This window comes from Pedobacter metabolipauper, from assembly GCF_004362715.1.
Classification (GTDB): domain Bacteria; phylum Bacteroidota; class Bacteroidia; order Sphingobacteriales; family Sphingobacteriaceae; genus Pedobacter; species Pedobacter metabolipauper.
On sequence record NZ_SNYC01000005.1, the window covers coordinates 557,408 to 580,659 of the forward strand.

The window sequence follows — 23,252 nt, forward strand, 5'->3', positions numbered from 1 at the left end:
ATGACAGGAAACGCAGTTATAAATTTAAAGAATGTAGATGTATTTCAACAAAAGCACCTGGTTTTATCCAATGTGAACCTGAATGTTGATAAAGGGGAGTTTGTTTTTTTAATTGGCCAGACAGGATCCGGCAAAAGCAGCTTGCTAAAGATCATTTACGGAGATCTTCATATTGGTAACGGCGACGGACAAATAGCGGGTTTTGATCTTAAAAACCTGGCGATTAAGGACGTGCCTTATTTACGCAGGAAACTTGGAATTGTTTTCCAGGATTTTCAGCTGCTGACAGACAGAACGATTGAGAAAAATCTTGACTTTGTTTTGAAAGCTACCGGATGGAAGGACCAGTCGCTGGTTGATGAACGTGTTAAAGACGTTCTGGAAAAGGTTGGCCTGCGTTCCAAGATCCGTAAAATGCCCCATGAGCTTTCTGGCGGCGAGCAGCAGCGTGTGGTTATTGCCCGTGCACTGTTAAACAACCCGGAAATTATTCTTGCCGATGAGCCTACAGGGAACCTGGACCCGGATACTTCTGAAGAGATCGTAATGCTGTTGAAACAGATCAGTCAGGGTGGTACTGCTGTGCTTATGGCGACTCATGATTACCATATTATACGCACCTTTCCATCCAGGATCATTAAATGTGAAGGCGGCGTGGTACATGAAGATGCCCAAATTGTTTAGCAGATAAAATCTGACAAAATTTTCCTTTTCAGTCATTCTGGTCAGTATAGTATTGCTAAAACTGACAGCATGACTGATATACCTCATTGGCAAAGCTTTTGAGTTTACATCCAAAAATTCTACTATACCATGTTTAGCAAGAAGAAGAAAAATATTAACGAAGATCCGATCGTGGAAAATAAAGCTGAAGAGCAAATGAGCACTACTGAAGAACAACAGTTGAATACTGAAGAAAACGAAATACCTGCTGCTGAGGCAGAAGCCATACCTGAATTGTCTGCTGAAGAAAAGCTGCAAGAGGAAAATGCAGCCCTAAATGACAAATACTTACGTTTGTTTGCTGAGTTTGATAACTTTAAACGACGCACACAAAAAGAACGTGTTGAATTACTTCAGACTGCAGGAAAGGATGTTATCGTTTCTTTATTATCTGTTCTGGATGATTTTGACCGTGCGAATAAAGCAATTGAAAGTGCGACAGATATTAACCCGATCCGTGAGGGTATTGCATTGGTGCATACCAAGCTGAAAAACCTTTTGAGCCAGAAAGGATTAAAAGAGATGGAAAGTATCCATACCGTTTTTGATACCGATAATCATGAAGCGATCACCAAAATACCGGCGCCAAGTGAAGAATTAAAAGGAAAAGTAATAGATGAGTTGGAAAAGGGATATACTTTAAACGATAAGGTGATCCGCTTTGCTAAAGTTGTAGTGGGTAGTTAAGTTATGAGTAGTAAAAGAGATTTTTATGATGTGCTTGGGGTAGCCAAAAATGCATCAGCTGAAGAAATTAAAAAGGCATATCGTAAAATGGCCATCAAATATCACCCGGATAAGAATCCAGGAGATAAGCAGGCTGAAGATAACTTTAAGGAAGCAGCTGAAGCTTATGAGATCTTAAGCAACGCGGAGAAAAAACAACGTTATGATCATTATGGTCATGCGGGTGTTGGCGGTGCATCTGCTGGTGGCGGTGGCGGACATGGCGGCATGAATATGGAAGATATCTTCAGCCAGTTTGGTGATATCTTTGGTAATGGCGGCAGTCCTTTTGAAAGCTTTTTTGGAGGCGGTCAGCAATCCCGGAGCAGCGGCAGACGTGTAGCTAAAGGCAGTAACCTGCGCATCAAAGTAAAACTTACTCTTGAAGAAATTGCGAATGGCGCGGAGAAAAAAATAAAAGTCAACAAACAAATTGTTTGTAAAACCTGCGATGGAAGCGGTGCTAAAGATCGTTCATCGGTTAGTACGTGTAAAACCTGCGGTGGAAGCGGCGCGGTACGCAGGGTAACCAATACCATATTGGGACAAATGCAGACCACCTCCACCTGCCCTACCTGTAATGGGAGCGGACAGCAAATTACGGCTAAATGTACTGCTTGTCATGGTGATGGTACAGTACGCGGTGAAGAAACCATTACCATTAATATTCCTGCCGGGGTAAGTGATGGCATGCAGCTGAGCATGAGCGGAAAAGGCAATGCAGCACCTAATGGCGGCATTCCTGGAGATTTGATCATACTGATTGAAGAACTGCCTCATGAAAGCTTAAAACGCGAAGGAAACAATGTGGTTTACGACCTGCACGTTTCTATTGTTGATGCAGCACTGGGTTATAGTGCTGAGGTACCGACCATCGATGGTAAAGCAAAAATTAAAATAGAACCGGGAACACAAAGCGGCAAACTACTAAGGTTAAAAGGCAAAGGTATTCCGGAGATCAACTCCTACCAGCGCGGCGATGAAATTATCCATGTAAACATCTGGACACCGAAGGCACTGAGCCCGGAAGAAAGAGCGATACTGGAAAAATTAAGGGATTCTCCAAATTTTAAACCACAACCGGGGAAGAACGACAAAAGCTTCTTCGAAAAGATGAAAGAATATTTCGAGTAAAAAACAAGCGAGCACAATACCCAGCCACCTTTTTTAAGGTGGCTTTTTTTTGCCTAAACTTTATTCTACCCGCCGGTGTTAACTTAGCATGAACATTAAAATTGGCTGCTCCGGCTTCTATTATAAGGAATGGAAAGAAATATTCTATCCAAATGGCTTGCCTCAAAAGGCATGGTTTGAATATTACTGCCAGCATTTTAACACCATAGAGATCAATTCTTCCTTTTATAAATTACCCAGTTTAAGTACCCTTGAAAAATGGTACGATTTGAGTCTGCCGGATTTTTTGTTCAGCATTAAGGTACCCCGTTTAATTACCCACTACAGGCGGCTCAATGCTGCTGAAGAACTCATCTCAGATTTTTATGCGCTGATCAAAGCAGGCTTGCGGGAAAAGCTCGGTTGTGTATTGTTTCAAATGCCCCCAACCTTTAGCTATTCTGAAGAACGCCTGAACCTGGTGTTGCTGAACCTGGACCCTGCATTTAATAATGTGGTCGAATTCAGGCATGAGAGCTGGTGGATAGAACCGGTTTTTGATGCACTGGCTGCTAAAAAAATTACTTTTAGCGGGGTGAGTTTCCCTTCATCTATACCGGATCATATTGTACAAAACACAGCGGTACTTTATTACCGGTTTCATGGAAGACCTGTGCTGTTTAAATCATTATACCCACTGGAAGAGATCAAGGATTTTGCAGATGAGCTTAAGCATCTGGATGGATCTGCCTATATCTATTTCAACAATACCTGGGGAACGGCAGCACTGACCAATTCCAGGCAGCTGATTGACCTGACAACAGATTTGGAGAAATAATCACGATAATCTTAATTAAGTACCAGAATAATAATATTTTTAACTGTTCAAATTAAACCATACATGACTGCTGCTGTAATAGACTTGGGTACCAATACTTTTCATCTGATCATTGCCAGGATCTCTGCTGCAGAAATTGAGGTGATCTATAAAACAAACCTGCCTGTAAAACTCGGGGAAGGAAAGATCAATGAGAACCTTATTATACCGGAAGCTTTCGAGCGGGGGTTAGAAGCACTGAAAGGGTTTAATGAAACCATAAAACAGCATGATGTTTCTATCGTTAAAGCCATTGCTACATCCGCGATCCGTAGTGCATCTAACGGGGTTGATTTTGTTAAAGCTGCCAAGGAACAGGCAGGGATTGCCATTGATGTAATTAGCGGCGATGAAGAAGCGGCTTATATTTATAAAGGGGTAAAAGCTACGGGGGCCATTACCGGGTCTGCATTAATTATGGATATCGGAGGTGGAAGCACGGAGTTCATTCTTTGCGACAGTCAGGCCGTATTCTGGAAAAAGAGCTACAATATCGGAGCTGCACGACTGCACCAGGCATACTTTAATTCCGATCCGATCAATGCACCTGACCAGGCTGCCATTGTTGACCGTATAGCCAGGGAGCTGACAGATTTAAAAGAAGCCTGTGCATTGTATAAGCCTGAGCACCTCATAGGTTCTGCGGGTGCTTTCGAAACGTTTGCCGGAATGGTTGATGGTGAGACGAACATCAAACAGGTTAGGTCTGCTCCTATTGAACGTGAAGGTTATGAAACACTTTCTAAAAAACTCATCGCTTCCAGCCATGCGGAAAGAGAAGTGATGCCCGGACTGATCAAGCTGCGGGTAGATATGATCGTTATTGCTGCGATCCTAACCAATTATGTGCTTGATATTTCCGGGATAAGCAAGATGAGCTTGTCCACCTACGATTTAAAGATGGGTGTACTTTACAGCCTTACCGAATTAGAACGCGGATAGTGTACGGTAAAGCTTTTCTGTCGGCAATCCCATTACATTGGTATATGACCCTATAATTCGTTCTACAGCGATCATTCCGATCCAGTCCTGAACACCATATGCCCCTGCCTTATCCATCGGATTATAGTTTTTTATATAGTAATTGATCTGTTCGCTGCTGATTGGGTTAAAGAATACTTCGGTTACATCATAGAAAGAAGTGATCTTGTCTGCACTGGCGATACATACCCCGGTGTACACCTGGTGGTTTGTTCCGGAAAGTTTGGTTAACATTTCGAATGCATGACCAGCATCATCGGGCTTACCTAAGATTTCATTTTTATAGGCCACAATGGTATCTGCAGTGATGACCAAATGATCATTGCGGTCTGTAGTAAAGGCTTCTGCTTTTTTCTGCGCAATGTATACCGCTATTTCTGCTGGCAGCAGATCTTCCGGATAACTTTCGTCCACTTCTTTTAAGCGTACCTTAAAATCAAGATCCATTGATTTCAGAAGCTCTTGTCTTCTGGGTGATTTTGAGGCGAGCAGGATTGGAAGTGTCTGTTTGTACATGGCTTGTCTTGTATTCACAATGAATGAGTACAAACCTACCAAAATTAAACACATTCTGCTAACGCGGGCATTGCTTCAACTTTGAGAGCCAAAGATTCATCGTTTGTTTTTAGCCTAGCGAAAGGGCTATAACGAATAAAAGCGACCATAAGTCGCTTTTACTGAAATTGTTGTATAGATTAACGACCTCCAGGGCGTGGTCCACCACCTTCTTGTCTTTTTTTCATCATTTCTTTTCTTTCTTCCTGCCATGCAGTGAAAGCTTTTTTCTGATCTGCAGTTAACAAAGCAGTAATTTTAGTTTCTAATTCTTCGTTGCTTTTAACCATTGCAGCTCTCATTGCATCACGGTCATCACCAGCTTCTTCACGAAGTTTTTTAGATTTTTCACCTTGCTCTAAATAAAGTGCAGATACTTTAGCTTTCTGATCGTCAGTAAGCTTTAATTTTTCTGCAAGCATATCAGTGCTTCTCTTTGCTCTTTCTTCCGGAGTACCACCCATACGGCCGCCACCTTGTCCTTGTTGTGCTTGTGCGAACGTTATTACACTGAATAACAATGCGCAGATCATTAATAATTTTTTCATGTTGTTTTATTGTTTTTGTATGGATTAGAGACTAAACACCGCAGTAAGTTTAATCGCTAACTGTAACATACGTGTTGCAATAAAAAGATTTTTTATTTACTGGAATCTGCGGCATCGGGTTGCTCATCAAACCACTTCTGCTGTACTTTGAGTGTCTTTTCTATGATGTCACGTACGGCAGTTTTTCCTCCGGTATAGGGTGATATATACTGAGAGACGGCTTTGATCTCGGGAACGGCATCTGCTGGACAGACAGGCAAACCCACAAGCTGCATCACTTTAAGATCGGGAATATCATCGCCCATATAAAGTATCTGATCCGGATGGAGTTCATATTTCGTTACAAGCTGGTTAAAGACGGAAACTTTATCAGATACGCCCAAAAACACTTCGGGTATATTTAAACCTTCAAAGCGCTTCTGCATAGCCAGCCCCTTACCTCCGGAAATGACAACTACCAAAAAACCTCTTTTTACAGCAAGTTGTAACGCATACCCATCCTTGATGTTAAAGGTGCGCAGAAACTCACCACTGTCAGAAGCCAGGATATCACCATTGGTCAATACCCCGTCCACATCAAAGATGAATGTGGTAACGTGCTTCAGTTTTTCCAGGAACATCAGAAATTAGTCCTGGTTATCTCTCCATTCGTAAACCCAGGCAGACTGGATCTGTTCCAGGTGACCTTCATTACTTTCTTCCCTTGTGCCTTTAAAATTAGGCAATTCCAATACCCATTCTACCAATTCGGTAAAGCGGATCCGGTATATTTTAGCTTCATTAAAATCATTACCAAATTTCTCATAGAGCTCCTGGGCGATATCTTCGTGATCGTTCCAGTATATTGGTAAAGCAAATTTATCCTGCATGTTTTTCTTATTTATTGATTAATTAATGGCCCAGAAATTCGGATTGATCCGGAATGGTTACTTCAATGTCCCCATTGATAACTACACACTGACAGCCCAGTCTGGATGTGATCCTTGGGCGGACTGCACGATCAATAAAATCTTCTTCTTTATCTGAGATCTCTTCGATGTTATCCATTCCTTTGGTCACGTATACGTGACAGGTACTACATCCGCAAACACCTCCGCAGTTGTGCTGTAATTCTATACCATTGTCTAAACAAACGTCCAAAACCGACTCTCCACCTGCTATAGGCAGTTCTATTGGTTCTTTTCCTTGTTCTTCAAATTTTATTTTTAATTTAAAAATACTCATAATTCAGGGTCAAAAATAAGCACCAAAAACCGCAATATTTACTATTGATGTGTTTTTTTAATGCTTTCACTTAAAGTTTGATAGATTTCTTTGGTTTGCGGCATGGCTTGAAGCAGGCCCAAATGTCTTTCTATCGTTTGTTCATCTTTACGAACTGCCGGCCCTGTTTGCACATGACCTGGTAGTTCTGCCTGTACCTTTTCTGCGGTTTCCATGATTAAGGGCCTCAGCATGTCAAAGTCAAGCGCATTATCTTTTAGGATCTGCTCACTTAACGTGTACAGATGGTTTACAAAGTTGCAGGCAAATACTGCTGCAAGGTGTAGTATTTTACGTTTATCGCTATTTACGATGTACACCAGCGGACTTAAGCGGGAAGCTATATTTTTTAAAGCCTCCAGCGTATCGTGATCCTTCGCTTCTATACACAGCGGAATCTTTTTAAAATCCAGCTCCTTTACCTTTGAAAAAGTTTGCAGCGGGTAAAGCACTCCATAACTGGATAAAGGCGACAATACTTCGATTGGTGTTGATCCCGAAGTATGTACTACCAGGCCTTTTACGGACTTTAAAGCCTGAACCATTTCTAAAATGGCATCGTCCTTTACGGCGATTATATAGAGGTCTGCAGACTGATCTATTGCACCAGGATCTGTTATTGCTGCTGCATCAACTGTGTTTGCCAGCAAAGCTGCGTGCTGTATTTGTTTACTCCAGACCTGAACGATACTTGCACCAGCTATTGTAAAAGCTTGTGCGATGTGCGTTGCAACATTACCGGATCCTATACAAACGATTTTCATTACACTGTTCCAACTTCTTTTTGTCTCCTGAAAATAGAGATTAAAAACCCAATGACCATCACAATGGTACCTACCCAATACAGGTTGATATATGGGAATTCAATGGCTTTGAATACCACCCATTCTTTTGCCTGCCGTGGTTTTTCATAAACCTGCAGCTCTACCTTCTGCTCATCGGGAAGCACTTTGGTAAACCGTACCCGAAGACCAAGTTCGTCTATGTTGCGTGCAAAATCGAAGATGTTGTTTCCTTTTACCAGGAAGATGGGTTCTGTTTTATAGATCTTACCATTTACATCTACCTCAACCGGCATTCCAACGGCTACATCACCGGGAGCCAGCACTAAATTTTTAGCCGATGGTTTACTGTTCAGTGCTTTAACGGTAAGGACGCCGCTACTGGTATGCAGGGTATCGCCAACGCTTACTTTTACGATGCGGGGTGCTTTGTAGTTTTCTTCTTCACTATGCCCTTCATGATCGTCGTGATCTGCTTCCTTTTCCAGGGGTGCACTGGTGATGTGCGTATAAATATCGTGGGTTAGATAATGTTTGGTATCGGGTGATGCAATCAGGCCCATAGTTTCATTCGACTGCACATGCGGGTTCAGTTCAAAATCTTCTTTCAGCTCGCCGGTTTGATCATCATATACCTTAAAGTTTAATTTAAAAATGGTATTTGGGGCTATGGTCGTATCGCTGATATAAGTGACCGTGTAACGACCCATTTTCTTCGGCTCATTTCTATACAGCACAATGTTCTCACCTGGTTTTTCCGCTTTTTCAAAACCTTCAACAGGGATATATTTTGATGCATTTATAGAAATGGTCTTATTCGTTGCGGCTGCTACAAGGGCACCCACCAATAACAATGCAAAGCCAATGTGAGCTACTGCTGCGCCTACCAGTTTGCGTTTTCCGCCAAAAGCCTGTCCCAATATCCGTGCATTGGACATGATGGCAAATATGCAGCTAAAGCTGAGCAGAATGTACATCAGGTTGTGGTATACATTGGTGAGGTACACAAACCCTGCAGTTACCACAATGGCAAATACCAGTGTAGCAATCAGGCTGCTGTAAAATTTACGGGTATCTGTCCGCTTGTATTTCATGAATTGGGAGAAACCGGAGATCATGGTAACCAGGATGGCAAATGGTGCCTGCCATTGATTGTAGTATTTTACGGCATCAAGCGGCGGCGCAAAGTTGGTTCCAAAGGCTGCATTAAATACGGGAACCGAGGTGGTAAAGATCACCTGGATACAGGCCACAGTAATGACCAGAGCACCGATGAACATCCAAAACTCGCGGGAGTAGGTTTCTTCATCCTTATTGGTGATTGGCAATTCTTTCCAGCGCAGCACAAGCAGCACTACCGGGATCACCAGAAAAACGACGTTATATAAGATCAGGTGGCCAAACATGCCGAGATCTGTAAAGGAGTGGACAGATGTTTCACCCAAAATACCGCTTCTGGTCAGGAATGACGCATACAGTACCAGTACAAAGCTTAAGATGATCAGTACAATTGCGGTAAAAAAAGCATGTCCTGTATTCTTAAATGCAATCATGACGTGAACACCTGCAATTAGGGTTAACCATGGGATGATGGATGCATTCTCTACCGGGTCCCATGCCCAGAAACCACCGAAGTTCAGTGCCTCATAGGCCCAGAAAGAGCCCATGATAATTCCGGTTCCAAGGATCATTACGGCAAACAGTGCCCATGGCATCGCGGGTTTTACCCATTCTTTATATTTCTTTTGCCACAACCCGGCAATGGCGTATGAAAAGGGAACGATCATGCTGGCAAAGCCCAGGAACAGGGTTGGCGGATGGATAACCATCCAGTAATTTTGAAGAAGCGGATTTAAACCACGCCCGTCTGTAATGAATTTGAGGTAATTTTTATAGTTTTCAGGATCGGCAAATATGGGTGCTGTCCCTTTCAGGTTTACCGCTTCCCTTAATAAGATAAATGGTGAACTGCCGATGCGTTGTCCGAGAATTTCTACGCCAAGCAACATGGAGGTTAAGAATGCCTGCGAGAATGCTACTGTGGTCATCACACTGCTTTCCCATGACTTTGCTTTCCAGATGAGCAGCATACCCAGCAGTGATTGCCAGAATGCCCAGAGCCAGAAGCTTCCCTCCTGTCCTTCCCAGAATGCAGATACGATATAATATACCGGCAGTGCTTTAGAGGAGTGGTTGTAGACGTAGTAATACTCGTAATAGTGATTTAAAATAAGATAGAATAATGTTGCTCCAATGCCAATCACACTAAGCCAGTTGATTACAAAGGATATACGGCCTAACTTTTTCCAGGACTGGTCTGCAAGGTCTTTGGAACGGGCTGCAAAGAAATACGATATGGTAGATAGTAAAGACGCCGCAAATGCCAGAACAATAAAGAATTGACCGATTTTACCCGGAAGGAGGGTTTCTCCTGTAAATTGTATATCCATTAAGATTAATTGTATTTTTCCACTTTTCCATCCTGCTTCACCTCTACAAGATCATTGTTGTATTTAGAGGGACATTTCATCAATATCTTAGAGGCATAAAATACACCTGCTTTCATTTCGCCGATTAATACCAGTTTCTCTGAACGTTCAAAATCCTGTGGTTTTGTACCATTGTAAACCACTCTTTTTACCAGCCCATCCTGATCTTTCATGTGGAAAGAAAAGTGATTGGCATCTTTTTGGGCATTGTAATATATGCCTTGTTTCTTCTCCCAAAAACCCATAACATGAAATTCCCTTGCATCTTTTGCAGCTTCAGTAAAAGTAGAATAGCTGCTTGTATCTGCATTGAGGCTAATTAAGAAGCCAACGCATAACGCTATTGTTATTAAACCAATGATTGCACTTTTTCTCATGTTAGTAATAAAATTAAAAGAATGGTACAAAGATAAAAAATATAAGTACCTAAAGGCTTTTAGCTGAGGGCAATTCAGCAGGAAGGCCATTTATTGATAGTTCTCTGACAAAAAAGACAGGAGTTATAATTAATCGACGTATTGTGATTTAATAAAAGCGGGCATGGCCTTTCTAAGTTTCAGAACTTTAGGTCTGGATACCCTGCGGATATAAGGATCCCAGGAGTTTTTCTTATAGTAATTCTGATGTTCCATTTCTGCCGGATAGATGACCTTAAACGGGCTGATCTCTGTGGCCAGCGGGTCGGGATAGATTCCTGATGCATCGATGGCATCCATGAGTTTCCGGATGATCTTCCGCTCCCCTTCAGTGCGGTAAAATGCAATGGAGCGATAATCTGTACCGATATCCGGCCCTTGCCGGTCGATCTGTGTTGGATCATGTGCGTGAAAGAAAGCTTGTGTGAGCTGCTCAAAACTAATCACATTGGGGCGGTAATATACCTGGACTGATTCTGCATGTCCGGTTTTTTTACCGAGTACTTCTTCGTAGGTTGGATTTACGGCTGATCCGCCGGCATATCCGCTAATGACCTTATCTACACCTTTCAATTCTATGAGGCACTCCTGCATGGCCCAGAAACATCCGCCGGCGTAGGTTGCCACGGCATATCCTTCTTTTGGTTCAGGAATGACTGCAAAGCCATTTTTACTTTCAAGCTTCTGTCCTTCATTACAGGCCGATAATAAGATCATTAAAAGAAATATGGATACGTTCCGCTTCATGAAAAATGTTTAAGGCAAGATACAAAAAATCCGCAATGCGGTTAAGCATTGCGGATCTAACTATTTTTTTCAGCTGAGCCTATGGCCAGATGCCCAGGTTCATATAAGAGATTGCAATCTTATCAATTGAGCCTACAAAAGCAGCGGTACGCAAGGTTTGAACGCCTGGTTTAGTGATCAGGTTTTCGCGGATCTCATGGTAGGAATGCATCATGGTATCTTCCAGTCCGGAATTTACCAGCTCCATCTCCGATGCACCTTTTACGATCATCAGGCGGTTTTCTGCCGGGATCTTCTGACCGGTAAGGCTTTCTAACGTGTTGATCAGATTGGCATTTGAGTTCTCTGCATAGCGTTTTTCCATACGGCCAAATGCAACGTGTGAAAGATTTTTCAACCATTCAAAATAAGAAACGGTTACCCCGCCTGCATTGCAGTACATATCCGGGATGATGATACCACCCATTTCGGTAAATATTTCTTCTGCTTCCGGAGTTGTTGGTCCGTTAGCACCTTCAGCAATGATCTTTGCCTGGATATTTCTAATGTTATTTACGGTGATCTGGTTTTCTAAAGCGGCAGGTACAAGAATATCGCAAGGCTGCTCTAATCCTTCCATGGAGTTTTTAAAATCTTTGGCGCCCGGAAAGCCCAGTATGGAACCTGTATTTTTACGGTGTGCAAAGACCTCATCGATATTTAAACCATTTTCATTGTAGATGGCTCCTTCAAATTCGCACAGGCCAACGATGGTAGCCCCAAATTCTGCCAGGAATTTTGCAGAGTGGTAGCCCACATTACCGAGACCTTGTACAATGACACGTTTATCGCTCAGGCCGGCTGTAAGACCTAATTTTTTCATGTCCTCGGCTACGTTTACACATTCCTTAACGGCATAGGCAACACCACGGCCGGTTGCTTCTTTACGTCCGCGGATCCCGTGCAGTGCAATTGGCTTACCGGTTACACAGCCCAACGCATCCAGTTGTCCCGGATTCATGGTCATATAAGTATCTGCAATCCAGCTCATTTCACGTTCTCCAGATCCATAATCCGGTGCAGGAACGTCAATACCGGGACCTATAAAATTCTTTTTAATCAGTTCAGTGGTATATCTGCGGGTAATTGTTTCTAATTCTGCTACTGAATAATTTTTAGGATTGATACAAATTCCTCCTTTTGCACCACCAAAAGGAACATTTACGATGGCACATTTATAGGTCATTAAAGCGGCCAGTGCCATCACTTCATCTTCATTAACCATTTCACTGTAGCGGATACCACCTTTAGTTGGGCTCATGTGGTGAGAGTGTTCTACGCGCCATGCATCGATCACTTCAAATCCATTTCCTCTGCGAATGGGGAATTGAAAACGATACACACTGTTACAAGCTTTGATTTGATTTAATAACCCTTCCGGATGGGAAGTAAATTGTGCTGCACTATCAAAATTCTTGCATACATCTGCAAAAAAATTTGTGCCATTTGCTGTATTAGCCATTAGTTGTTTTTTATGAATTGAAATAAGTTTTATTATTTACGGCTGCAAAATTGCATTAAAAAAAGTGATTAATGCAAATGACAGCGGGCTTAGTGTAAGTGGCACACTAGCCCATAAAACGGTTAAAAACGGCGATTAAACGGTTTAAAATTAGTTTTTGCCTTAAGATTTTTTCTCTATTTTTTTTAATCTTTTTTCTATTGTGAATAGAAAGAAAAGCAAGGCCAATAGAATCAGTACAATACATGCAACAACGACATATATTTTATCTGACGCATACAGGCTATCAGATAGTGTGGAGGTTTGGGGTTGTGCAACCAATTGCATAGCGAATAGCAGCATTAAAAAGGTAACTGTTGTTTTCTTCATGATGATAAGGCATTATTTTTTTCAAGTGTACGCACCCGGTAAAGGATGGTATAGATCCAGTATCCGATCAGGATCCAGCCCAGGCATGCGGGGTAAAAGACCATGCGCATGCGGCTGTCCAGATCATAGGCATTAAAGCCGGGATTACCTCCATTTCCGGGATGCAGGGAATCGGATAATCTTGGCAGTACAAATAGCAGTACCACCATGATTGGAAATGCAAATATGTTATAGATGGCAGAGATCTTCGCCCTGCTTTGTTCTTCATCAATCGCGTTCCGCAGGATCAGGTACGCAAAATAAAGGAGCAATGAGATGGCCGCAAAGTTCTGTTTGACATCAAAGCTCCAGGCCTGTCCCCAGGTAAACTTAGCCCAGATGGCTCCCGTTACGATTCCAAGCAACCCGAAGATCACTCCAGCATTTATACTTTCTACAGCCTTAATATCGTCTGCCGGATTGTTTGTCCTTAAAAACTTAATGCTATGAAAAACAGATACACTGAACAGAACGATCATTGAAAACCACATCGGTACATGGAAATACAGATTACGGATACTTTCACGAATGATAGGCAGTTCAGGAACGGTTGATAAAAACCCCCAAACCGTACTATAAACTACCAATACTGCGCCTAATATTTTCCACCAGCTTTTGTACATCGGATTCTATTTGTTGTATGTGTTAATCGGGCAAATGTAATTAGAAATTCATCTATTTCTAGCATGATGTGGTCAATTAAGGATTGTGTATCAATTTAAAGCTGATTTTGAGCAAGTATATAACTAGATAATATTGCCAAAATTATAATTTACCAAAAATTGGTAATCACAAAATAAATAGTTATATTCGTTTATCAGTTGGTTATTCTTCTAAAATAAAATTAAACTCGTAAACATAAACGGACATAATTTATTTAGAATGCGTGTAATCATTGAAGATAAACAGTTATGTATGCTTATTGAACAGGACAATCAATTAGGAAAGCAGAAATTCCCATCTGAGATTATCAAACAATTTCAGAAGAGGATCCTGCAAATTGTCCAGGCAAGAGATACACAAGATCTAAGGGCTATTAAATCTTTACATTTTGAGAAGCTAAAGCAGCATAAATATGAAGGCAAATATTCCATACGGATCAACAGATCCTATCGGATTATCTTTCGAATTGATATAGAGGAGAAAACGGTTGAGATCTTGGTTATTGAGGAAATTAACAACCATTATTCTTGATAGAATGGCAAACAATAGTACCAATTTAAACAGACATCCTTATTTAATTATTAAAGTATGAAGAATCAAATTACAACGGGTAACGGGATTGTACTGACACCAACAGCGTACCACCCTGGTGAATTTTTACAGGAGGAAATTGAAGAACGTGCTTTATTAAAAAAAGAAGTTGCCAAAGCATTGGATATCTTACCCAATCATTTAAGCGAGATTTTTGTGGGAAAAAGACATATATCTGCCGCGCTTGCTGTAAAACTAGAAAACCTACTTGGGATCAGTGCAGAATACTGGTATGGTTTACAAACCGCTTATGATTTACAAAAGGCAAGGGAACCAGAACTGTTGAGAGGCTAGTCTCTCCAGAGATACGGAAACAGGATCAATGTAACCGCTCCTACTAACGCATTGATCACCAGCAGAAGTCCTATCTCATCGAGACTAACACTCCGATCCAGCCCATCAATTGCATTTTTAGTCAGTTTTACCAATACGATCAGTACTGGAATAATGACCGGGAAGCTTAATATGGCCATCAGCATGCCACCGTTACTGGCTTTTGATGCGATTGCAGAAACCATGGTAAAGATGGTAGAGAAACTGATACTCCCCAGGATGGTGGCAACCACATATAAACCCAGGTCCTGAGGTACGTAATCGAATACCAGCATGTAGAAGAACAACGCAATTACCGTTAATACCATCATCAGCAATACATTATAAATGGTTTTTGAGATGATCAGTGCCAGTGGGCTTGCCAGGGTATAGATATACAATTGCCGGCCTTTACTTTCTTGTAAAAAACCCTTGGAAACGGCATTGATTGATGCAAAAAGCATGATGATCCAAAAGAGGGCATTCCAGGTGATTGGCTTTACGGTTACAAAGGATAAGAAACATACAAATACGGTAGAAACCACGTACAGTAGAACACCATTTAATGCATACTTGGAACGCCATTCCAATACGATCTCTTTTTCGATCAAGAACTTTACCTGTTTTACCAATTGCATACGCAGCAAAGATAGTTTTATTGCTAAATATTGTAAGACTAAATTGTTGTAATATTGTATTTGTTTAACTCCCATAAGAAACAGGAATGGAAGCACTATATTGTTCTGTGATCAAGTCTCCGGTTGGAACTATAACCATCTTTGCAGATGATGAATACATCACTGAGATTACCTTTTCAGATAAAGACAATAAGGGTATGGAGGCAAACCAATGGACTGCAGCCGCAGCCTTACAGCTGCTTCAGTATTTTGAAGGCACTTTACAGCACTTTATTTTCCCTGTAAAACAAAGCGGAACAGAATTTCAGCAGCAGGTATGGCAGTCCTTACTGAACATTCCTTATGCAGAAACCATTTCTTATGCTAAGTTTTCTGCATCTGCTCCGCTTGCAATCCGGGCCATGGCGGCTGCCAATGGAAAGAATAAACTGGCCATTGTGATCCCCTGCCACCGGGTAATTGGCAGCGACGGAAAACTGGTGGGTTATGCCGGCGGTTTATGGCGCAAAAAATGGCTGTTGCAGCACGAAAGGGAGATTGCCCAAAAAGGTCAGACTGAATTAAAATTTTAACCCATGAACCCATTCCTTGATATCGCCCTGCGCAGCGCTGCTGTTTATGTTTTTATGCTGGTTGCCATACGGCTGACCGGCAAAAAAGAACTTTCACAATTAAATACAACGGATGTGGTGCTCATATTGTTGATCAGCAATGCGGTTCAAAATGCAATGGTGGGTCCGAATACCAGCTTATTGGGCGGGATCACTGCTGCTGCCATCTTGTTTGTTTTGAACTATATCCTTAAAAAATGGATATTCAAAAGCAAAAAGTTTCGCGATCTGATCAATGATAAGCCTGAAATCTTAATACACAACGGTAAGATGGATTTCACGATGCTGAGTAAGCTGGGAATTACTGACGAAGAACTCCATGAGTCTTTGCGGGAACATGGCATAGATCACTTTAAAGAAGTAAAACTGGCTATGCTTGAAGTGGATGGAAATATCAGTATCATCAGCAATGATGAACATCTAAAACACATCCAATACAAGCATAAAAGGAAGCACAAGACACTAGGCGACCTGAATTAAACTAGGTTACCCGCACTACTTTAGGTTTTCTAACGGTGATCAGTATAAATGCACCGGCAAGGATCACATACCAGCCCCATTTATATTTAACGAGTCCGGCAGCGAGATTAACGAGTTTCTTAAAATGAAGGAAACTGAATGAATCGTGTGCTTTCAGATAGATCCCTGCAAGGGTGATCAACACCAAAACTACTGCCCCCCAGCCTGCAAATCTGATCAAACCAATCTTTTTTGCAAACGAGCCGGTCAAGCCTACCAAGACCAGCACATAAAATGCAATGGCAAGGCGCTGGTCTACATCAAAATAATTCCAGTTACCCACTATAGGAATATGCATTAGCGGACTCATGCCGCCAACCGCCATAATTGCTGAACCAATAATACCCTGAGTTCTCATTTGAATTATCCCTGGGTATTGATACCCATTTTATCTGCAAAATGTGCGCAGTAATCACGAAGATCTTCAACGATCAGCTTCTCACCGGTAGCTTTCAAAAAGCTATCGCCCATGGTTTGCAGGGTTTCATAAAAAAAACGTTTCATTTCATCAACTGGCATGTCTTTAGTCCAAAGATCGATGCGCATTGAATTTTTATAATTATGGTCCCAAAGGGCCAGCATCATTGATTTTACGGCTACCTGATCTTTTGTTTCGGCATCTGTAGATTCCCAAAGGATATTTTCCGGCACATTATGATCATCCAGCTGAACGGTGATCTTGATTTCTGCTTGCTTCATTAACTTATACTAGCTTTTATAATAAATATTAAAATTACGATGAAAATGATGAGTATGATCTCTATGACCCAAAGCTTTTTTAAGTTCGGGATAAACTTTCTGAAGATCAGATCGGAAATAAAGGCGATTACTGCGGATAGAAAACTAAACCCTACCAGGAGTGCGGTCAGGTTAGTGTTTCCTGAAACCGGTTTCTTACCGGTAAGCAACAACACACCAATAACCAAACAGAGTGCAGAAACCAGATTAAGCGGGGTAAGTTTTATTTTCAACGTGCAATCAATTACTTTTTAAACTTCTTTTTCTTCCAGTTAGGCTGTTTGTTGGTTTTGTTCCTTGCTGCTGCTGCAATTGCTGCTGCGTGTTTTTTCTCATGGAATGCTCCTTTAAAATCAGGATCATCTTTCCGTTTTTGATCGTCAATAGCGCGATTGATGGCCTGTTTTTCTTCATATGGAGTTTCTTCCACAAAAACTTCTGCCGGCAAAGGTACAACAGGGATGGGCTGTCTGATTAATTTTTCTATTTTCTGAATGTAATATTTTTCAGCAGGAGTGCAGAAAGTAAGTGCATCACCTTTGGAATAAGCCCTTCCTGTACGGCCAATACGGTGTACATAATCTTCTATTACGATGGGTACATCGAAATTGATTACATGGCTTACTTCTGAAACATCAATACCACGGGATGCAACGTCTGTTGCAACCAACACGCGGATGTTTCCTTCTTTAAAATTATTTATGGAGTTGATCCGTGTATTTTGTCCTTTGTTGGCATGGATTACACGTACTACTTCTGCGCCGAACCTGCGTTCAATAAAGCTAAAGATATTGTCTGCAACGGTTTTAGTTTTACAAAAAATGATCAGCCGGTTAAACTCTTCGTCATTTTTAAGCAACTGCTGCAGTAAATTGATCTTTGTTTTAAAGTTAGGAACTTCATATAGCGTCTGTGTAACGGAAGCAGCAGGTGTTGCCTGCAATGAAACTTCGATTACAGTTGGGTTTTTTAAGAAGTCGCCCGCTATTTTCTGCACCAGATCACTCATGGTTGCTGAGAACAACAGGTTTTGTCTCTTCCTGGGTACGATCTCTAAAATGCGGTGGATAGATCCGATAAAGCCCATATCCATCATTTTATCGGCCTCATCCAGCACCAGGAACTTGATATATTGTGTATTGATATGACCGGCCAGGTAAATATCGAGGAAGCGGCCTGGGGTAGCTACAATAATATCTACACCTTTTTTAATTTGTTCGATTTGTGTTTTTGGTCCGAGGCCGCCATATACGACTACGGTACGCAGGTCCGTATATTTGGAGAACATGATAATATGTTCATGGATCTGCATGGCCAGTTCCCTGGTTGGTGCAAGGATCAGCGCCCGTGCTGAATCACCCTGTGCATATTTAAGCTGCATTAATATTGGCAAAACATATGCGGCCGTTTTACCGGTACCGGTCTCTGCAATCCCAAAAATATCCTGTCCGGATAAAACAGGTGCAATTGCTTTTTCCTGGATTGGGGTAGCTTCTGTGAAGCCTGCATCGGCTACAGCATTTAGAATCTGTCGGTTAAGATTAAATTCTTCGAATTTTTTGGACATTTTGCAAATATACTATTATTTAGTCATGCGGATATTTAATCCGCGCCGGGTTCTGGTTAAAATTGCCATTTCCACTTCTTTTTTCTAAGTTTGGCAGTATGAACACCATTCTGATAAAATCTGCCTCAGTTGTTAATGAAGGACAAATTAGTGTAAACGATGTACTGATTAAAGACGGTTTTATAGCTAAGATTGCTCCGGCTATTACTGAACCCGGAGCGCATGAGATCAATGCGGAAGGGCTGCATCTTTTTCCGGGAATGATCGATGACCAGGTTCATTTCAGAGAACCGGGCCTAACGCACAAAGCAGATATTTTTTCGGAAAGCATGGCTGCTGTTGCCGGCGGCATTACTTCTTATATGGAAATGCCCAATACCGTTCCAAATACGCTGACCCAGGAGCTGCTTGCTGATAAATATCAAATCGCATCAGAGATGTCCCTTGCCAATTATTCCTTTTTTATGGGGGCATCGAACACAAACATTGATGAAGTTTTAAAAACTGATCCTGCCAATGTGTGCGGAATTAAGGTGTTTATGGGCTCTTCTACCGGGAATATGCTGGTAGACAATGAAAAAGTTTTAGAAAATATCTTTAGGGAAGCACCTATGCTGGTGGCTACCCACTGTGAAGATGAACATACCATCCAGACTAACCTGGCTTTATACAAGGAAAAGTATGGAGATCACATTACCATAGACATGCATCCGCTGATCCGCAGTGCTGAAGCTTGTTATATTTCTTCTTCGATGGCCGTTGAACTGGCCAAGAAGTATGGAACGCGCCTGCATATCCTGCACATATCTACGGCCAGAGAGATTGCTCTTTTTGACAGCATTACCCCGCTTAAGGACAAACGGATCACTGCTGAGGCCTGTGTTCATCACCTTTGGTTTGATGACCGGGATTATGCAACAAAGGGCAACTGGATCAAGTGGAACCCTGCGGTTAAGACTGCTGGTGATAGAGATGCGATTTTAAAGGCCGTTCTGGACGGGCATATCGACGTGATTGCGACGGATCATGCACCGCATACGATCGAAGAAAAGGAGCAGCCTTATTTACAGGCCCCATCTGGCGGACCATTGGTACAACATGCGCTTTCTGCGCTTTTAGAGCTGTACCACCAAAGTAAGATCACGCTGGAAAAGATTGCAGAAAAGACGGCACACAATGTAGCTACCTGTTTTAATATAGACAAAAGGGGCTTTATCAGGGAGGGCTATTGGGCCGACCTGGTTTTGGTGAACCTCCATGATCCGGTTACCGTTACCCGCAACAATGTATTCTACAAATGCGGCTGGTCTCCTTTTGAAGGCCAAACGTTTCAGTCGGAGATTACCCACACCTTTGTTTCCGGAAACCTGGCGTATCAAAAGGGTAAATTTATGACCAATGAAACCGGCAAAAGATTAGCATTTAACCGATAATGAAAGCCGGATATCTGACCAGATCTAAATGGTCTGTTTTCCTGTTCGTACTTTCTTTATTGGTTTATGGGATTGGGCTTAGCAGTTCGCTTACTGAACGGATCTATTCGGGCGCGTTTTATACCCTTAGTTCCGTTGTTCAGCGTTTTATCAGTGCCCTGGTTCCTTTCGCCCTTGGCGATTTTCTGTACCTGTTACTGATCTTATTCATTATCAGAAGTTTATTCCTGTTCTATAAAAAGATTGCGCGCAAGACCTTAAAACGAGCGGACCGGATCAACATTCCGTTACAGGTAATCAATTTCACGCTGATCCTTTACCTGCTTTTTAAGATCCTTTGGGGTTTAAATTATTCGCGTCCGTCTATTGCATTAAAGCTAGGCATATCCAATGAAAAGTATACTACTGCTGAACTGGTGCAGCTGGGCGATCTGTTCATCAATAAACTAAACAACCTCCAGCGCATCAAAAAAACCAGATACACCTTGTTGGAACTGGAAAGTAAGGCAAAGGATGGGTACGACAAGATGAAAAAAGTGAACCCTTTTTTCAATTACGATGTTCCTGCGGTAAAAGCCGTTTTGAATAGCTGGGTAATTACTAAGATCGGTATTGAAGGATATTACAATCCGCTTTCCGGAGAGGCAAACATCAACATGCGGCTTCCTGCGGTTGCCCTTCCATTTGTAACGTGCCATGAAATTGCACACCAGCTGGGCATTGGCAGGGAGGATGAAGCCAACCTGATCGGTTACCTGGTTGCCATAAACAGTAATGATCAAAATTTTCAATATTCTGCTGCCTATGCGATGCTTAAAAGCATTTTATTTGAAATAAGGCTTAAATCTCCGGATGATTATGCCATTTTGTATAAAAAGATAAATGCAGTAACGCTGGGTGATTTTACACAGGACCGGGCCTTCTGGATGAAATACAATAACCAGATGTTCAATTATCTGGATGTTGCCTTTGACCGTTTCTTAAAGCTGAACAACCAGCGCAAGGGTACAGACAGCTACCAGGATATTGTGATCTGGTTGTATAATATCCATAAAAAAGAATTGAAAAAACTGTAGTACGCTGTTTTGATTACCAAACAAATGTAAAAAAGCAGTTGATCGATCCTTTCGCCTGAAAACAAATCCATGCTTAATGGAAAAAAACTTAAAACATTCCTAAATTTGCCAGACTATGGCAAAAATATCCATCAACCTGGCAACAGGTTCATTGCAAAAAGAAGAGATCATTGTAGGAATTGACCTGGGTACAACCAATAGTTTGGTTGCCTTTATTGATCCCGATAAAAACCCAAAGGTGATCAATGATACCGGAAAGGGTCTTTTAGTACCTTCTGTTGTACATTTTAATGCACAGGGTGATGCGCTTGTTGGAAATGAAGCTAAAGAATTTTTAATTACAGATCCGGCAAATACCATATTTTCAGTTAAACGTTTACTGGGAAGATCTTATAAGGATGTTGCCGGACATCAGGATACCTTTTCTTACAAGATCATTGATGATGAGAACGATGCCCTGGTAAAGATTAAAGCAGGAAACCGGTTTTATACACCTATTGAGCTTTCTGCAGAGATTTTGAAAGAACTAAAGGCCAGAGCCGAACATGCATTAAAAACTCCTGTAAACCGTGCGGTAATCACCGTTCCTGCGTATTTTAACGACAGTCAGCGGCAAGCAACCAGAGATGCGGGCAAGTTAGCCGGTCTGGACGTTTTGAGGATCGTAAATGAGCCTACAGCGGCTAGTTTAGCCTATGGCATTGGCCTTGATCCTGCGCAGCAAAAAACAATTGCTGTTTATGATCTGGGCGGCGGAACTTTTGATGTATCTGTTCTTTCTATCCAAAATGGGATTTTTGAAGTACTGGCTACAAATGGCAATACCTTTTTAGGAGGCGATGATTTTGACCGTGCCATTGTTCATTACTGGATTGAGAAGAATAACTTAAATAATGAAGAGCTTGCTGCCAACCCTGGTTTAATGCAATCTTTACGCCTTAAAGCAGAGGCTGCCAAAAAAGCATTGAGCAGTCAGAACTTATTCAATGAACAACTGGGTGAAATCTGGTGTACCATTGATAAGCAAACCTTTGAGCAGCTGATTGCTGCTAAGGTTCTTGAAACCATCAATTCCTGTAAACAGGCCCTTACTGATGCCAAACTTAAAATAGCCGATATTGATGAGGTGGTATTGGTTGGCGGTTCTACGCGTACACCGTTTGTAAAACAGCAGGTTGCTGATTTCTTTGGACGTACACCGCATGACCAGATCAATCCGGATGAGGTTGTTGCATTGGGTGCAGCCATTCAGGCCGATATTCTTGCCGGTAACCGGTCGGACATCTTATTGCTTGATGTTACCCCCCTATCGTTAGGTATTGAAACCATGGGCGGTTTAATGGATGTGATCATTCCGAGAAATGCGAAAGTTCCAACCAAAGCCGGCAGACAATACACGACTTCCATTGATGGACAGGTTAACATGAAGATCTCTATATTTCAGGGTGAGCGCGACCTGGTGAGTGAGAACAGAAAGCTTGCTGAATTTGATCTTAAAGGCATTCCTTCTATGCCTGCCGGACTACCTAAGGTTGACATTAACTTTCTGCTGAATGCTGATGGTATTTTAACGGTTCAGGCCATTGAACTGCGTTCCGGTGTTAAGCAGGAGATTGACATTACACCGAGCTATGGCCTTACCGATGAAACGGTAGAAAAGATGCTGATCGATAGTATTACCTATGCGAAGAGTGATGTGGAGCAGCGCATGCTGATTGAAGCCAGAAGTGAAGGCGAGCAACTGGTTTATACGGCTGAACGTTTTATTGAAAAGCACAGTACGTATCTGACTGAGGAAGAGATTACCAATACAAAAACTCATATTGAGGCTTTAAAAGGCGCATTGGCTAAAGCAGAGAAAGATGAGATCCTGAAAAAGGCCGATGAGCTTAATGAGTTTACACGTCCATTTGCTGAGCGGGTAATGGATGTTGCCGTTTCTTCGGCAATGAAAGGTAAAAGCATCGACAAATAG

Annotated in this window: 29 protein-coding genes; 12 read left to right on the forward strand and 17 right to left on the reverse strand. The window is 41.9% G+C overall.

Annotated elements, in window-relative coordinates; all coding sequences use genetic code 11:
* The 5 genes from ATK78_RS14770 to ATK78_RS14790 all read left to right on the forward strand — a co-directional run bounded on the left by ATK78_RS14770 (position 1) and on the right by ATK78_RS14790 (position 4,381).
* A complete protein-coding gene (locus tag ATK78_RS14770; RefSeq protein ID WP_133576879.1) occupies positions 1–684 on the forward strand; it encodes a cell division ATP-binding protein FtsE in 684 nt (227 codons plus the stop codon).
* A gap of 129 nt (positions 685–813) precedes the next feature.
* Positions 814–1,410 carry a nucleotide exchange factor GrpE gene (locus ATK78_RS14775; protein ID WP_133576880.1) on the forward strand — a complete coding sequence of 199 codons (597 nt, stop codon included), beginning with the start codon at positions 814–816 and terminating at the stop codon, positions 1,408–1,410.
* A 3-nt stretch (positions 1,411–1,413) separates the two neighbouring features.
* Positions 1,414–2,583 (forward strand): molecular chaperone DnaJ, encoded by a 1,170-nt coding sequence (gene dnaJ / locus ATK78_RS14780; RefSeq protein WP_133576881.1) that lies wholly within the window; start codon positions 1,414–1,416, stop codon positions 2,581–2,583.
* An 88-nt stretch (positions 2,584–2,671) separates the two neighbouring features.
* Entirely contained in the window at positions 2,672–3,400 is a 729-nt protein-coding gene (locus ATK78_RS14785; RefSeq protein WP_133576882.1) for a DUF72 domain-containing protein, read from the forward strand.
* Between the two features lie 63 nt (positions 3,401–3,463).
* A complete protein-coding gene (locus tag ATK78_RS14790) occupies positions 3,464–4,381 on the forward strand; it encodes a Ppx/GppA phosphatase family protein (protein WP_133576883.1) in 918 nt (305 codons plus the stop codon).
* Here ATK78_RS14790 and ATK78_RS14795 read toward each other — a convergent pair.
* From ATK78_RS14795 to ccsA (ATK78_RS14850), 12 genes are all read right to left on the reverse strand, one after another.
* Positions 4,367–4,936: a Maf family nucleotide pyrophosphatase gene (locus tag ATK78_RS14795; RefSeq protein ID WP_133576884.1), complete on the reverse strand. Its 570-nt coding sequence runs from the start codon at positions 4,934–4,936 to the stop codon at positions 4,367–4,369. The genes ATK78_RS14790 and ATK78_RS14795 overlap by 15 nt on opposite strands.
* Positions 4,937–5,115: 179 nt before the next feature.
* Positions 5,116–5,523, reverse strand: coding sequence for a periplasmic heavy metal sensor (locus ATK78_RS14800; protein ID WP_133576885.1), 408 nt, complete (start codon positions 5,521–5,523; stop codon positions 5,116–5,118).
* Between the two features lie 92 nt (positions 5,524–5,615).
* Positions 5,616–6,143: a KdsC family phosphatase gene (locus tag ATK78_RS14805; protein WP_133576886.1), complete on the reverse strand. Its 528-nt coding sequence runs from the start codon at positions 6,141–6,143 to the stop codon at positions 5,616–5,618.
* A 6-nt stretch (positions 6,144–6,149) separates the two neighbouring features.
* The gene (gene iscX, locus ATK78_RS14810; RefSeq protein WP_133576887.1) at positions 6,150–6,392 is read right to left on the reverse strand and encodes a Fe-S cluster assembly protein IscX; all 243 of its coding nucleotides are present in this window, start codon (positions 6,390–6,392) and stop codon (positions 6,150–6,152) included.
* 22 nt (positions 6,393–6,414) lie between these two features.
* Positions 6,415–6,747, reverse strand: coding sequence for a 2Fe-2S iron-sulfur cluster-binding protein (locus tag ATK78_RS14815; protein ID WP_133576888.1), 333 nt, complete (start codon positions 6,745–6,747; stop codon positions 6,415–6,417).
* 41 nt (positions 6,748–6,788) lie between these two features.
* Positions 6,789–7,550, reverse strand: a complete 762-nt coding sequence (locus ATK78_RS14820) for a Rossmann-like and DUF2520 domain-containing protein (protein WP_133576889.1) — start codon at positions 7,548–7,550, stop codon at positions 6,789–6,791.
* Positions 7,550–10,018: a cytochrome c biogenesis protein CcsA gene (gene ccsA, locus ATK78_RS14825; protein ID WP_133576890.1), complete on the reverse strand. Its 2,469-nt coding sequence runs from the start codon at positions 10,016–10,018 to the stop codon at positions 7,550–7,552. Before ccsA (ATK78_RS14825) ends, ATK78_RS14820 begins: the two co-directional genes overlap by 1 nt.
* A gap of 5 nt (positions 10,019–10,023) precedes the next feature.
* On the reverse strand, positions 10,024–10,434 hold the full coding sequence (locus ATK78_RS14830) for a cytochrome c maturation protein CcmE domain-containing protein (RefSeq protein ID WP_133576891.1): 411 nt from the start codon (positions 10,432–10,434) through the stop codon (positions 10,024–10,026).
* Between the two features lie 129 nt (positions 10,435–10,563).
* On the reverse strand, positions 10,564–11,220 hold the full coding sequence (gene msrA / locus ATK78_RS14835) for a peptide-methionine (S)-S-oxide reductase MsrA (protein ID WP_133576892.1): 657 nt from the start codon (positions 11,218–11,220) through the stop codon (positions 10,564–10,566).
* Between the two features lie 79 nt (positions 11,221–11,299).
* Positions 11,300–12,721 carry a Glu/Leu/Phe/Val family dehydrogenase gene (locus tag ATK78_RS14840; protein WP_133576893.1) on the reverse strand — a complete coding sequence of 474 codons (1,422 nt, stop codon included), beginning with the start codon at positions 12,719–12,721 and terminating at the stop codon, positions 11,300–11,302.
* A gap of 162 nt (positions 12,722–12,883) precedes the next feature.
* Positions 12,884–13,090, reverse strand: a complete 207-nt coding sequence (locus ATK78_RS14845; RefSeq protein WP_133576894.1) for a CcmD family protein — start codon at positions 13,088–13,090, stop codon at positions 12,884–12,886.
* Entirely contained in the window at positions 13,087–13,752 is a 666-nt protein-coding gene (gene ccsA, locus ATK78_RS14850) for a cytochrome c biogenesis protein (RefSeq protein WP_133576895.1), read from the reverse strand. Before ccsA (ATK78_RS14850) ends, ATK78_RS14845 begins: the two co-directional genes overlap by 4 nt.
* Before the next feature lie 259 nt (positions 13,753–14,011).
* Between ccsA (ATK78_RS14850) and ATK78_RS14855 the strand changes: the two genes are divergently transcribed.
* The gene (locus ATK78_RS14855) at positions 14,012–14,323 is read left to right on the forward strand and encodes a type II toxin-antitoxin system RelE/ParE family toxin (protein WP_133576896.1); all 312 of its coding nucleotides are present in this window, start codon (positions 14,012–14,014) and stop codon (positions 14,321–14,323) included.
* Between the two features lie 57 nt (positions 14,324–14,380).
* Positions 14,381–14,677, forward strand: a complete 297-nt coding sequence (locus ATK78_RS14860) for a HigA family addiction module antitoxin (protein ID WP_133576897.1) — start codon at positions 14,381–14,383, stop codon at positions 14,675–14,677.
* Here ATK78_RS14860 and ATK78_RS14865 read toward each other — a convergent pair.
* On the reverse strand, positions 14,674–15,333 hold the full coding sequence (locus ATK78_RS14865) for a heme exporter protein CcmB (RefSeq protein WP_133576898.1): 660 nt from the start codon (positions 15,331–15,333) through the stop codon (positions 14,674–14,676). The two genes, ATK78_RS14860 and ATK78_RS14865, sit on opposite strands and share 4 nt — an antisense overlap.
* A gap of 86 nt (positions 15,334–15,419) precedes the next feature.
* Between ATK78_RS14865 and ATK78_RS14870 the strand changes: the two genes are divergently transcribed.
* Positions 15,420–15,905, forward strand: a complete 486-nt coding sequence (locus ATK78_RS14870) for a methylated-DNA--[protein]-cysteine S-methyltransferase (RefSeq protein WP_133576899.1) — start codon at positions 15,420–15,422, stop codon at positions 15,903–15,905.
* Positions 15,906–15,908: 3 nt separating this feature from the next.
* Positions 15,909–16,424, forward strand: a complete 516-nt coding sequence (locus ATK78_RS14875) for a DUF421 domain-containing protein (RefSeq protein WP_133576900.1) — start codon at positions 15,909–15,911, stop codon at positions 16,422–16,424.
* A gap of 1 nt (position 16,425) precedes the next feature.
* Here ATK78_RS14875 and ATK78_RS14880 read toward each other — a convergent pair whose 3' ends face one another.
* From ATK78_RS14880 to ATK78_RS14895, 4 genes are read right to left on the reverse strand one after another with little or no spacing between them, the layout of a single operon-like run.
* Positions 16,426–16,821: a hypothetical protein gene (locus tag ATK78_RS14880; RefSeq protein WP_133576901.1), complete on the reverse strand. Its 396-nt coding sequence runs from the start codon at positions 16,819–16,821 to the stop codon at positions 16,426–16,428.
* Between the two features lie 5 nt (positions 16,822–16,826).
* Positions 16,827–17,162, reverse strand: coding sequence for a gliding motility protein GldC (gene gldC, locus ATK78_RS14885; RefSeq protein ID WP_133576902.1), 336 nt, complete (start codon positions 17,160–17,162; stop codon positions 16,827–16,829).
* Positions 17,162–17,434: a hypothetical protein gene (locus tag ATK78_RS14890; RefSeq protein ID WP_243732541.1), complete on the reverse strand. Its 273-nt coding sequence runs from the start codon at positions 17,432–17,434 to the stop codon at positions 17,162–17,164. Before ATK78_RS14890 ends, gldC begins: the two co-directional genes overlap by 1 nt.
* A gap of 11 nt (positions 17,435–17,445) precedes the next feature.
* Positions 17,446–18,768: a DEAD/DEAH box helicase gene (locus ATK78_RS14895; RefSeq protein ID WP_133576904.1), complete on the reverse strand. Its 1,323-nt coding sequence runs from the start codon at positions 18,766–18,768 to the stop codon at positions 17,446–17,448.
* A 98-nt stretch (positions 18,769–18,866) separates the two neighbouring features.
* Here ATK78_RS14895 and ATK78_RS14900 point away from each other — a divergent pair, with 98 nt between their 5' ends.
* From ATK78_RS14900 to hscA, 3 genes are all read left to right on the forward strand, one after another.
* Positions 18,867–20,201, forward strand: coding sequence for a dihydroorotase (locus ATK78_RS14900; protein WP_133576905.1), 1,335 nt, complete (start codon positions 18,867–18,869; stop codon positions 20,199–20,201).
* Positions 20,201–21,277: a DUF3810 domain-containing protein gene (locus ATK78_RS14905; protein WP_133576906.1), complete on the forward strand. Its 1,077-nt coding sequence runs from the start codon at positions 20,201–20,203 to the stop codon at positions 21,275–21,277. The genes ATK78_RS14900 and ATK78_RS14905 overlap by 1 nt, the downstream gene beginning before the upstream one ends.
* A 115-nt stretch (positions 21,278–21,392) precedes the next feature.
* Positions 21,393–23,252: a Fe-S protein assembly chaperone HscA gene (hscA, locus tag ATK78_RS14910; protein WP_133576907.1), complete on the forward strand. Its 1,860-nt coding sequence runs from the start codon at positions 21,393–21,395 to the stop codon at positions 23,250–23,252.